The organism is Paraburkholderia fungorum, assembly GCF_003610895.1.
Taxonomy (GTDB): domain Bacteria; phylum Pseudomonadota; class Gammaproteobacteria; order Burkholderiales; family Burkholderiaceae; genus Paraburkholderia; species Paraburkholderia fungorum_B.
Map to the genome: position 1 here is coordinate 1 of NZ_MCAS01000058.1, position 12,499 is coordinate 12,499.

Annotated in this window: 10 protein-coding genes; 1 reads left to right on the forward strand and 9 read right to left on the reverse strand. The window is 62.8% G+C overall.

Features of this window, described 5'->3' with window-relative positions; translation table 11 throughout:
- Positions 1–384: 384 nt before the first annotated feature.
- The 9 genes from BCY88_RS35350 to BCY88_RS35390 form a co-directional block, all read right to left on the reverse strand.
- Positions 385–1,401 (reverse strand): IS110 family RNA-guided transposase, encoded by a 1,017-nt coding sequence (locus BCY88_RS35350; RefSeq protein ID WP_120345825.1) that lies wholly within the window; start codon positions 1,399–1,401, stop codon positions 385–387.
- 314 nt (positions 1,402–1,715) lie between these two features.
- On the reverse strand, positions 1,716–2,738 hold the full coding sequence (locus BCY88_RS35355; protein WP_120345826.1) for an IS110 family RNA-guided transposase: 1,023 nt from the start codon (positions 2,736–2,738) through the stop codon (positions 1,716–1,718).
- A 408-nt stretch (positions 2,739–3,146) separates the two neighbouring features.
- Positions 3,147–4,169, reverse strand: a complete 1,023-nt coding sequence (locus BCY88_RS35360) for an XdhC family protein (protein ID WP_120348733.1) — start codon at positions 4,167–4,169, stop codon at positions 3,147–3,149.
- Positions 4,142–4,729, reverse strand: coding sequence for an SRPBCC family protein (locus BCY88_RS35365; protein ID WP_120348734.1), 588 nt, complete (start codon positions 4,727–4,729; stop codon positions 4,142–4,144). The genes BCY88_RS35360 and BCY88_RS35365 overlap by 28 nt, the downstream gene beginning before the upstream one ends.
- Positions 4,720–5,982 carry a vWA domain-containing protein gene (locus tag BCY88_RS35370; RefSeq protein ID WP_120348739.1) on the reverse strand — a complete coding sequence of 421 codons (1,263 nt, stop codon included), beginning with the start codon at positions 5,980–5,982 and terminating at the stop codon, positions 4,720–4,722. Before BCY88_RS35370 ends, BCY88_RS35365 begins: the two co-directional genes overlap by 10 nt.
- Before the next feature lie 83 nt (positions 5,983–6,065).
- On the reverse strand, positions 6,066–6,953 hold the full coding sequence (locus BCY88_RS35375) for an AAA family ATPase (RefSeq protein WP_120348735.1): 888 nt from the start codon (positions 6,951–6,953) through the stop codon (positions 6,066–6,068).
- 173 nt (positions 6,954–7,126) lie between these two features.
- Complete coding sequence (locus BCY88_RS35380; RefSeq protein ID WP_120348736.1) at positions 7,127–7,924, reverse strand: FAD binding domain-containing protein; 798 nt, start codon at positions 7,922–7,924, stop codon at positions 7,127–7,129.
- Between the two features lie 22 nt (positions 7,925–7,946).
- The gene (locus BCY88_RS35385) at positions 7,947–10,328 is read right to left on the reverse strand and encodes a xanthine dehydrogenase family protein molybdopterin-binding subunit (protein ID WP_120348737.1); all 2,382 of its coding nucleotides are present in this window, start codon (positions 10,326–10,328) and stop codon (positions 7,947–7,949) included.
- A 10-nt stretch (positions 10,329–10,338) separates the two neighbouring features.
- Positions 10,339–10,857 (reverse strand): (2Fe-2S)-binding protein, encoded by a 519-nt coding sequence (locus tag BCY88_RS35390; protein WP_120348738.1) that lies wholly within the window; start codon positions 10,855–10,857, stop codon positions 10,339–10,341.
- Between the two features lie 442 nt (positions 10,858–11,299).
- Here BCY88_RS35390 and BCY88_RS35395 point away from each other — a divergent pair, with 442 nt between their 5' ends.
- Positions 11,300–12,439: an IS481 family transposase gene (locus BCY88_RS35395; RefSeq protein WP_120344283.1), complete on the forward strand. Its 1,140-nt coding sequence runs from the start codon at positions 11,300–11,302 to the stop codon at positions 12,437–12,439.
- Positions 12,440–12,499 lie beyond the last annotated feature (60 nt).

A 12,499-nucleotide genomic window follows, 5' to 3' on the forward strand; every position in this document is an offset into this window, starting at 1 on the left:
GCAGACCCATCCGCGACGCACGTAGTGCGGAGTGGGAGCGGATGAGCCCTTTTATATGGACGCCTCCCATTTGCCAAGGAATCGTGTGTGTTGGTGGACAGGAAGGCTGCGGTTTTATACATGGCCTCGTCCCGTTTGCCAAATGGTCTGATCTACTGCAGGCAGGTGCTGGATTGCATATATACGTTCGGCCTGTTTGTGGCACACATGTGCCTGGCCCCAATGGATTTCGCCCGGCGACTCCTTCATATATCCTCGGCTTCGTGAGCCCTAAGACCGCGCAGGTTTTGTCGCCGACGGTCCAACCTGTTTGCCATTGAATCAGATCATTTGTGCAATCGATGGAGGGGTAAGGTTATTGCAGCCGTGCTGTCATCGTCCTGATCATACTGGGGGCTCGTATTCACGCCCTCGCGCCAGCAACACCCAGATTGTGCGGGCTATCTTGTTGGCGAGCGCCACAACGGCGACGTTCGTTCCCCGTCTCGCTTGGACCGCGAGTATCCATCGCGAGAGCGCATCGCTTCGTTTCACTGCCTGCTGAACAACTGACCTGGCGCCGTGAACCAGAAGCATTCGCAGGTATCCGTTTCCCCGCTTCGTGATTCCGAACAGACGTTGCTTGCCGCCTGACGAGTGTTGCCGTGGCGTCAGACCGAGCCACGCTGCAAACTGTCGCCCGTTTGCGAACTCAGTCGCGCTGCCTGCCGCGGCGATGACGGCGGTTGCGATCATCGGCCCGACGCCGCGGATCTTCTCAAGCCGCTGGCTGAGTGCGGATGCCTTGTGTGCTTGACGGATGAGGTCGTCGTAGCGCGCGATCTGTGTATCCAGAAGCGTGAGTCGCTCATACATGTCGTGCATCATCGACCGGGTAAGCGCGGTGAGCTCGTTATCTGGATCATCGAGAATTGCCGGCAACTGTTGCCGTACTTTCAGCGGCGTCTGCGCTATCACCACGCCGTATTCAGCCAGCAGGCCTCGTATCTGGTTGATCTGCGCGATACGGTCCCGCATCAGCAGGCTGCGGATGCGATGCATGGACTGAATATCCTGCTGTTCAACGCTATTGATAGCGACATAGCGCATCGTCGGACGTGACGCCGCCTCGGTGATCGCCTCTGCATCGTTGCGATCGTTCTTTTGGGATTTGACGAAGGGTTTGACGAACCGCGGAGCAATGATCTGTACGTGATGTCCCATTGCAGCGAACTTGCGGGCCCAGTAGTGCGCTCCACCGCAAGCCTCCATCACAATGCGGCAGCAAGGTATATCGAGAACTGCTTGTAACAGCCTGGTGCGGCTGACCCGTCGACTCAGCACCGGCCGACCACGCTCGTCAACGCCGTGCAGTTGGAAGATGTTTTTTGCAAGATCGATACTCAGCAACGTGACACTCATGACGGCCTCCGTTCATTTACGGATCACAGTTCCTCAATACTGCCACGCCCTCCGATGGACACCCTTTTATGTGCTCCTCCAGCAGAGGTGGGACGAGGCCATTCCACTATATCCGGCCTTGTTGCAGGATGAACCCGCTGGCCTCGATGGAATCCGCTGGCTCACGCCTCATTTGTCACACGGGCTGTTAGCCCGCAAAGGGCTTCAGGTTTGGTGAGTCCCGGTCTGACCTGTATGCCATCACACTCAATTACCTTGCGCAACCTTTGACGTACTCCTCTTTGCAAAATCGTTCTGTTCAGACTTCGCTGCGTTCACACCGGCCGAACACTGACATGAGCTTTCTCGTACTTCAGGTCATGTGCCAGCAATGCCCAGATCGTTCGCGCCAGCTTGTTAGCCAGTGCGACGGTCACCACGTTGTTCGGGCGGCGCCTGCGCAACTGCTCGATCCATGGCCCCGGCTCTTTGGTGCGCGCAAGCACCGATCGGGCACCGTGTATCAGCAGCGTGCGCAGATACACATCCCCACGTTTGCTGATCCCATGTAACCGGAGCTTGCCACCGGTGCCGCTCTGTCGGGGCACCAACCCCAGCCAGGCCGCAAACTCACGGCCCGAACTGAATGTCTTCGGGTCTCCCATCGTCGCCACCGCGGCGGTCGCCGTCAGCAACCCGACGCCTGGAATCTGCGCGATCTGCATGCAGGCGCGCTCGGCCTTCATCCACTCCGAGAGCCGGCGCTCGATCTGCGCAATCTGCTCATCGAGCACGTTAAGCCGCTGCCACTGTTCACGCAGCGTATCCACCAACATCGCCGGCAAACGCTCGCTCAGGCGCGCCAGCACACCGTCCATCGCCCGGTTCAGTGCGGCGCGGCCCACCGCCATCACTTCACCGTATTCCGTCAGCAGTCCGCGCAGACCGTTGATCTGCATCGTGCGGAACTTGATCAACTGCTCGCGCATCCTGTGCAGGGCCAGCACTGCCTGCTGCGTTTCGGTCTTGACCGCCACCGACCTCACGGCCGGTTGCTGTACCGCAGTCCAGATCGCCCGGGCATCGGCCACGTCGTTCTTGTTGCCGCTCACGAATGCCTTGACCGCCTTGCCGGGCATCAACCTGACCTGATGTCCCATCTCGCCCAGACGACGCGCCCAGTGCTGGGCTCCGCCGCACGCTTCCATGCCGATGAGGCAGGGCGCGCGATTTGCGAAATGCTCCAGAAACGCGGCGCGCCGGATCTGCCGGCTGATGACCTCACCAGTTTCCGGCTCAACCCAATGCACCTGGAAAACCTGCTTTGCAATATCCACACCGACCGGAGTAAAGTTCATTTGGGTTCTCCTTCCTCAAGTGGTTCGTTGTCCAACTTCCACTCTGGCACATCTGATGCCGTCGGTTGCGAGAACCCACCCCACCTTTACCCGCACCCAACGGCCAGTGATCAGCAGCCCTCAGGGGGGAGGCGTCCATTCCATTTGTCACTCGCGCGGAGTGTGCGGGGGCACAGATTCCAGATGCACCACTACCGTGGCTGTGCGGGGGACCCGCTTATGGGCTGGCGGTGTGAGCCGCTTTCTTTGCTTATCTTTCTTTGCGGCGGCAAAGAAAGTAAGTGCCGCCCCGCACAGGGGCAACACTAATAGACCAATAACAAAGCAAGGAAAGGCCAAAGAAGCCAGAACAAGAAAAGGCCAACACCAAAAGCAAACAACCAAAGCGCCGCGCAGGCAAAAAAAAACCTAAACACTACAAGCAGCCCCCCCAGAAGCCGCAATCTCCCGCGCGGCCTTAGCCCCTTCAACCTGCAACAAAGTCGGCAACGAAACCCCATTCTTGGCCGCCGTCACCTCGGCAAGAATAGAAACCGCAATTTCAGGCGGCGTCCTGCTGCCAATATAAATTCCCACCGGCCCATGCAGCCGGGCCAACTCGGCCTCGTTCAGATCGAACTCTTTCAACCGCTCGCGCCGCGCCTGATTATTCCTTCTCGACCCCAACGCACCCACGTAAAAGGCCGGTGTCTTCAACGCTTCCATCAAAGCAAGATCATCCAGCTTGGGATCATGCGTCAGCGCAATCACCGCACACCGTTCATCGAGCTTCATCTCGATCACCGTATCGTCAGGCATCGTCCGCACGATCTTCGTGCCGGGAATGTTCCACTCCTCGGTGTACTCCTCGCGCGGATCGCATACGGTGACCTGATAGTCGAGCCCGACTGCGATATTGCACAGATAGCGCGACAACTGCCCCGCGCCGATCACCAGCATCCGGTAACGCGGGCCGTGAATTGTCAGCAGACGCTCGCCGTCGAAATGCACCCCATCCGTCGCCAGCGCCGCATCGAGCCGCACCGCGCCCGTCACCATGTCGACTTCGCGCGCCACCAGGCGGCCGTCCTCCACCGCATTGCACAGATCGGCAATCCCGCTTTGCGGCGTCAAGGGCTCCAGCACCAGCTGGATCGTGCCGCCGCACGGCAGGCCGAAGCGATGCGCTTCTTCCGCCGTGATGCCGTACTTCACCGCCTCAGGGCGGGTCTGTTCGATACCCCTTTGCCGCACGCGGTCGATCAGATCGTCTTCGATGCAGCCGCCCGATACCGACCCCACCACCAGTCCGTCGTCACGCACCGAAAGCATCGCGCCCTCGGGACGCGGCGACGAGCCCCACGTCTTCACCACCGTCACGAGGAGTGCGCGGTGTCCCTCCTCCAGCCAACGGGCACTGGACTTCAGAACTTCGAGATCCACGCTGTCCATGATTTCTTTCCTTTTGTTCCGTCGCCGCCGGACGCAGGGTCCGCAGCCTCATCCGAGTCTGTATTCTGCGCCGCCGCTTCAGTGGCTGCAGCGTCCCCGTCCTGCGGGGCAGCTGTGCCGCCGCCGACCTGGGCGCCGAAGCGCTTGAAAAATTCGCCCGCGATTTTACGCGCTGCGCCGTCGACCAGCCGGGACCCGATCTGCGCGAGCTTGCCGCCGACCTGCGCAGTCGCCACGTAGGTGAGCTTCGTGGCGGTGTCGCCCTCGGGTTCGAGCGTGACGCGCGCATTGCCCTTGCCGAAGCCCGCCGCGCCCCCCTGGCCTTCGAAAGCGATGGTGTAGGCGTTCGGCGCTTCGATGTCGGTCAGCAGCATACGCCCTTTGAAGCGAGCCTTCACCGGACCGACCGATGCGCTCATCACCACGGCGTACGCATTGTCGCCATCCGGATCGATGCTCTCGCAACCGGGAATGCACGCGCGCAGGATTTCAGTATCGTTCAGCGCATCCCACGCGCGCTGCTGGGAAACCGGCAGCGTATGGGTTTCACTCAATTCCATGGCGATGCTCCTGCAATTGTCGTGGCGGATAGGGCGAAGCGAGGCAGACGCGGTGTGCGCGTGAGTTGCGCGAGATCGCGGCCGAACGCCGCCAGACTGTCAAGGTTATGGACGGGGCGATGGGCGTCGACGTACGGCAGGATCGCCTGCACGCCACGCGCTTTCGGTGAAAAACCGCTGAAACGCAGCAGCGGATTGAGCCACACAATACGGTGTGCGAAGCGGCGCAGCCGGGCCATTTCGGTGTCGAGCACGTCGATCGCTTCGTGATCGAGGCCGTCGGTGACGAGCAGCACGGTGGCTCTGCCGGTCAGCACGCGGCGTGCCCAGCGTCGATTGAACTCGGCGAGCGCGGCGCCGATCCGTGTGCCCCCCGACCAGTCGACGACCTGATCGGTGAGCGTCGCGATCGCCACGTCGGGATCGCGCTCGCGCAGCGCACGCGTGGCGTTGGTCAGGCGCGTGCCGAACAGGAACACCTGCAGGCGCTCGCGCGATTGCAGCAGCGCGTGGCAGAAGTACAGCACCGCGCGCGAATAGCTGCTCATCGAGCCGGAGATATCGAGCAGCAGAACCAGGGGCGGTTTGCGTTCCACCACCGCGCGATACTTCCACACCGTCCAGTCGCCGCCCGCGCGCACCGCGTGCCTCGCGCTTGCACGCAAGTCCGCGTGCGTGCCGCGCGAAGCGGCTTTCAGGCGGCGCGTCGGCTCCATGGCGAGCGGCAGACGCTGGCCGCGGATCAGATGACGCAAGGTGCGCCATTCGTCTGCGGAAAGCGTGTCGAAATCGCGATGACGCAACCGCTCCTCGGCACTGAAGGTGACGTGCGCGTGGAGTTCGTGCTGCTCAGTTTCCTGTGGCGCTTTGCGATGCGGCGAAGGCGGCGTGCGCACGGCCAGCGCATCGGCGAGACGATTGTTGCGCCTGGGAGGCGGCAGACCATCGCGCACTTTTGGCAGCAGCAGCGCGCGCAACTTGCCTTCCCAATCCGGGTCGCGCCAGAACAGATCGAACGCGGCGTTGAAGAGCTCGCGTTCGTCCGGCGCGCAGACCAATAGCGTGGCGAGCGCCGCGCGGACATCGTCGCGCCGGCCGAGATCGATCCAGTGCAGCGCCGCGAGTGCATCGACCGCTTGTGCCGGCGACATCGGCAAGCCCGCGCCGCGCAGCACGCGCACAAAGTGCACGACGTTGCGGGCCAAAGTGGGTGTGCCGATCGACGCGGCCGATGTGTCGATTGACGTATTCATCGGACGCGCGCCGGTCCCGACTGCGGGCGTTTCGTTGCAAGCCGACGCATCGTGGTTTCCATCCGCTGCCTGCGTCATTGCCGTTACTCCCGCACCGCGAGACATTGCGCGATCTGCGCGGCATCGACACGCGCGAGATCGTCCTGATACTTGAGCAGGACACCCAGGGTGTTCTGCACCGATTGCGGGTCGAGTTCCGTTACCGACAACGCTTCCAGAGCGCGGCACCAGTCGATTGTTTCGGCGATGCCGGGCGCTTTGAACAGATCCATGCCGCGCAGCCGATGCACGAAATCGACCGCCCGCCGTTGCAATTCAACCGACGTCTGCGGGGCGCGCGCGGCGACGATCTCCAGCTCACGATCGCGCTCGGGATAACCGATCCATTGATACAGGCAGCGGCGTTTCAACGCGTCGTGTACTTCGCGCGTCCGGTTCGATGTCATCACGACGAGCGGCGGCTGCGCCGCGCGCACCGTGCCGTACTCGGGAATCGATACCTGGAAGTCCGAAAGCAGTTCCAGCAGGAAGGCTTCGAACGGTTCGTCGGCGCGGTCGATTTCGTCGATCAGCAGCACGCGCCGCGCGCCAGGATGATTTTCGTCGGGCATCAGCGCTTGCAGCAGGGGGCGCTTCAGCAGAAATTCGCTGCGGTATAGCGTGTCGTTGCCCGGCCGCTCGCCGGCGGCTTCGGCCAGACGCAGCGCCATGATCTGGCGCGGATAGTCCCATTCGTACAGCGCGCTCGCGGTGTCGAGCCCCTCGTAGCATTGCAGCCGCAGCATCGAGCTGCCGAGCATCCCCGCCGCGGCTTTGGCGAGTTCGGTCTTGCCAACGCCCGGCTCGCCTTCGACAAACAACGGCCGCTCCATACGTAGCGCGAGATACAACGCGGTCGCGAGTTCGCGGCTGGCGAAGTAGCTTTGGGATGCGAGTTGCGCGAGCGTGTCGTCGATTGAAGCAGGCTGCATGATGTTCCTGAATCTGCACGGGAAAACGGGTGGACGCGGGTGGCGCGGTCGTGACGCAACGGGCCGGTGCTTCATGACCGCAGCCGCGGGCGTGGCGACGGGCCGTGCGGGCCGGAGCACGGCCAACGCGTCATGCCGAGGCATGTCACGTCAGCCGCCAACCGCAAGGATCGCTAACCGTTTGCCTTCGTCACCGCGCGCGCGGCCAATACCGGAATCAGATGCGCGCGGTATTCGGCGCTCGCGTGCATGTCGGTGCTGAGGTCGGCGTCGGAGACGGTCACCGCTCGCGCAGCCTCCGGCGTGAAATTCGCCGATAGCGCGCTTTCCAGCTCCGGTACGCGAAATACCGAAGACGCCGCACCGGTCACCGCGACGCGCACGCCGCTTGCGAACTTCGCGACAAACACGCCGACCAGCGCAAAGTGCGAAGCCGGATTCTCGAATTTCACGTAAGCCGCGCGTTCGGGCACCGGAAACTCGACGGCCACGATCAGTTCGTCTGGCGCCAACGCGGTCTCGTACATACCGACGAAGAAATCGCCCGACGAAATGCGTCGCCGATCGGTGACGATGGTCGCGTCCAGCGCCATCGCCGCGGCCGGATAGCAGGCGGCCGGATCGTTGTTCGCGAGCGAACCGCCGACGGTGCCGAGCGCACGCACCTGACGATCGCCGATGTGTCCGGCGAGGTCCGCGAGCGCCGGCAATACGCGCCGAAGCTCGGCGTGATCGGCGACGTCCGCGTGACAGACGGCGGCTCCGACCGTCACTTTGCCGGCATCGACCGTGATCGATTTGAGCGCCGGAATTCGCGTTACGTCGATCAGTTGCGAGGGCTGCGCGAGACGCAGGCGCATGGTCGGCAACAGGCTCTGTCCGCCAGCGAGGAATTTCGCGTCACTGTCGGCGTTCATGGCTGCGACGGCCGCGCTCGGATCCGTCGCGCGTTGATACTCGAATGAATACATGTCGAATGCTCCGCTCAGGATCTCAGTGGGGTTGCTTGGCAGCGCGAATCGCGGACCATACGCGATGTGGCGTCGCCGGCATTTGCAGGTCGGTCACGCCGAGCGGCGCGAGCGCGTCGAGAATCGCGTTGATCACCGCCGGCGGCGAGCCGATCGCGCCCGCTTCGCCGCAGCCTTTCACGCCGAGCGGATTGTGCGTGCACGGTGTGCCCTTCGCGGTTTCGACAGTGAAGTTCGGCAGATCGGACGCATGCGGCATGGCGTAGTCCATGTAGGAGCCGGACAGCAACTGGCCGCTTTCCTTGTCGTACACGCAGCGCTCCAGCATCGCCTGGCCGATGCCCTGAGCGAGCCCGCCATGCACCTGGCCTTCGACGATCATCGGATTGATCACGTTGCCGAAATCGTCGACCGCCGTGAACTGCTGGATGCGGCACACCCCCGTTTCCGGATCGACCTCGATTTCGCAGATGTAGGAGCCGGCCGGATAGGTGAAGTTGGTCGGATCGTAAAACGCGCTTTCTTCGAGACCCGGTTCCAGCACGTCGAGCGGATAGTTGTGCGGCACATAAGCCGCGAGGGAAATGTCGGCGAACGCTTTGGTGCGGTCGGTGCCCGCGACGCGGAACACGCCGTCCTTGAACTCGATGTCTTCCACCGCGGCTTCCAGCAGATGCGCGGCGATTTTCTTCGCCTTGGTTTCGATCTTGTCGAGCGCCTTCATGATCGCCGAGCCGCCGACCGCGATCGAGCGCGAGCCGTACGTGCCCATCCCGAACGGAATGCGGCCGGTGTCGCCATGAACGATCTCCACGCTTTCCAGCGCAATGCCGAGCCGGTCTGCGACCACTTGCGCGAAGGTTGTCTCGTGCCCCTGGCCGTGACTGTGCGAGCCGGTGAACACGGTGACGGAGCCTGTTGGATGCACGCGAATCTGGCCGACTTCGAAGAGCCCGGCCCGCGCGCCCAAAGCACCCGCGATGTTCGACGGCGCCAACCCGCACGCTTCGATGTAGCACGAGTAGCCGAGGCCACGCAGTTTGCCGTTCTGTTCGGATTCCTGTTTGCGTGCAGGGAAGCCTTTCACGTCCGCGAGTTCGAGCGCGCGGCTCAGCGTGGCTTCATAGTCACCGGTATCGTAGGTCAGCCCAACCGGCGTCGCGTACGGAAACGTGCGAATGAAGTTGCGGCGGCGGATTTCCGCGGGATCGAGCTTCATCTCCCGCGCTGCGGTTTCGACCAGACGCTCGACCACGTACGTTGCTTCCGGACGGCCTGCGCCGCGGTAGGCGTCGACCGGTACGGTGTTGGTGAAGACCGCTTTCACCTCGGCGTAGATGGCGGGCGTGGCGTACTGGCCGGCGAGTAACGTCGCGTAAAGGATGGTCGGCACGCTGGAGGCGAAGGTCGACAGATACGCGCCCATGTTGGCGGTGGTATGAATGCGCATCGCGAGGAACTTGCCGTCGGCGTCCATCGCCAGTTCGGCATGGGTCACGTGATCGCGGCCGTGCGCGTCGGAGACGAATGCTTCCGAGCGCTCGGCGGTCCATTTGACCGGACGGCGAATCTTCTTCGATGCCCACGTCAGGGCGACGTCTTCGGCGTACAGGAAGATCTTCGATCCGAAGCCGCCGCCGACGTCCGGTGCGACGATGCGCAGTTTCGATTCCGGCAGCGACAGCACAAAGGCGGCCATCAACAGGCGTTCCACGTGCGGATTCTGATTCGCGACGTAGACCGTGTAGCTGTCGTCCTGCGCCGAGTAGCTTGCATTGACCGCGCGCGGTTCGATCGCATTGGGGATCAGGCGGTTATTGACGATGTCGAGCGTGGTGACGTGCGCGGCTTTGGCGAAGGCGGCGTCGGTCGCGGCTTTGTCGCCGTGGCCCCAGTTGTAGCATACGTTGTCCGGCACTTCGTCATGCACCGCGGCCTGGCCCGGATCGGCCGCGTGGGCGGTGTCGACCACGGCTGGCAGCACGTCGTAGTCGACCTCGATCAGCTCGGCGGCGTCTTTCGCGGCCTTGATCGAATCGGCGATGACGAGCGCAACCTGATCGCCGACGTGGCGTGCTTTCGTGTGCGCAATGATCGGATGCGGCGGCTCGTTCATCGGCTTGCCGTCGGTGCTGTGGATCAGCCAGCCGCAGGGCAGTCCGCCGACGCTGTCAGCGGCCATATCCGCGCCGGTGAAGATCGCAACGACGCCGGGCGACTGCCTGGCGGCGCTGATGTCGATGCTGTTGATTGTCGCGTGCGCGTGCGGCGAGCGCAGGAACACTGCGTAGGTTTGCTGAGGCAGGACGATGTCGTCGGTGTACTGACCGTTGCCGGTGAGGAACCGATAGTCTTCCTTACGTTCGACGGAGGTGCCGATGAAGTGGGTGTCGGGTGCGTTCATCATCGTCTCCTCAGGCGGTGGCGGGCGCAGTGGCCGCGGCGTTGGCGCTGGCCGTGCCGGCGGACTTCATGCCGTTGGCGCCTTCGAGCACTGCTTTGACGATGTTGTGATAACCCGTACAGCGGCAGAGATTGCCGTCGAGCTGGGCACGCACGTCGTCGCCGGTGAGGTTGGGCTGACGCTCGACGAGCGAGACCGCGCTCATCACCATGCCCGGCGTACAGAAACCGCACTGCAGGCCATGGCAGTGTTTGAAGGCGGCTTGCATTGGATGCAGGGCGCCGTCTTTGGCGAGTCCTTCGATGGTGGTGATGTCCGCGCCTTCGGCCTGGACCGCGAGGATGTTGCAGGACTTGATCGCGCGGCCGTTCAGATGGACCGTGCATGCGCCGCACTGGGCGGTGTCGCAGCCGACGTGCGTTCCCGTTAGGCGAAGTTGATCGCGCAGGAACTGGACAAGCAGGGTATTAGGGTCGATTGAGGCGCTGATGGGCGCGCCGTTCACCGTCAGACTGATGCTGATCGCCATGAAGTTGTCTCCTTATGGGGTGAAACCGGACCTTTGTTTTTCCTGCCTTCAGCTGCCTGTTCGTGGGGTCCGATGAGGGGGCTGCGGGTTGCGGTTTTTTATGGGTCTGCCGAAAAGTAAAGCACAAATTGCCTGGGGGCGCTATTGGGTTGTGTGCCTGCTCGGCGGGTTTTGGGGTTTGGGTGGGTGCCTGTGCGGCGCTTGTTTGTTTGGGTTTTTCTTGTTGTGGTTTCTTTGGGGGGGTGTTTTGTTTGCTCCGCGCGTTTTGTCTGTGCTTTTTATGGTTTTGGCCTTTCCTTGATTTGTTATTGGATTATTAGTGTTGCCCCTGTGCGGGGCGGCACTTACTTTCTTTGCCGCCGTGTATGGACCGGGGACATGGGTAACAGGTGTGCGGGGACATGGGTAACACTCTGGGCGAGTGAATCGCCTGGAGCCGGTCATGCCCTGGAACCCGAGAGACACCATGAATCTGCGTCTGGAATTCGTCCATCTGGCCTTGCAGGAAGGCGCCAACCGTCGTGAGCTGTGCCGACGCTTCGGCATCAGTCCGAAGACCGGCTACAAGTGGCTCGGGCGCTACGCGCAGGGCGACACGACGACGTTGACAGATCACTCACGCCGCCCCCAGCAGAGTCCGGCACGCACGCCCGCGTGCGTCGAGCAGCAGGTGCTCGAACTGCGGGGGGCGCATCCGGCCTGGGGCGGGCGCAAGATCAGCCGTCGCCTGCGCGACCAGGGTCACACGGGCGTACCCGCTCCCAGCACCGTGACGGACATCCTGCATCGTCATGGGCTGATCGATCCGTGCGCCTCCGACGCGGCCACGCCCTGGCAGCGCTTCGAACATGCGCAGCCCAACGACCTGTGGCAGATGGATTTCAAGGGCTGGTTCGACCTGCAGGATGGACGGCACTGTTCGCCCCTGACCCTGCTGGACGATCATTCGCGCTACAGCGTGACGCTCGATGCCTGCATCTGCACCGACACCCGGACCGTGCAGCATCATCTGGAGCGCACGTTCCGCCGCTACGGTCTGCCGTTGCGCATCAACGCGGACAACGGTTCGCCGTGGGGCAGCCCCAGCCAGCCGGGGCAACTGACCGAACTGGCCATCTGGCTCATCCGGCTGGGCGTGCGACTGTCCCACAGCCGGGTGGCCCATCCGCAGACCAATGGCAAGGAGGAGCGGTTTCACCGCACGCTGAAGGCCGAAGTGCTCACCGGCCACCATTTCAGGGACCTGAACAGCGCCCAGCAGGCGTTCGATGCGTGGCGCACGGTCTACAACCACCAGCGTCCACATCAGGCGCTGGACATGGCAACCCCGGTCACGCGATACCGGCCCAGCCCCCGGGCGTATCCCGAGATCCTGCCGCCCATCGAATATGGTGACAACGATCTCGTGCAGCGCGTGAAGTGGAACGGTGAGCTACGCTTCAGGAACCGGCGATTCAAGGTATCGAACGCCTTGCACAACCTGCCCGTGGCCATCCGCGAGCGCGCCGGTGAAGAGAACTGCTACGACCTGTTTTTTGCGCATTACCGTTTCGGAACCATCAACCTGAACCAGCAGGAATGAGCGGATCATGTGTTACCTATGTCCCCGCACACCTGTTACCTATGTGTCCGGCCTATACAC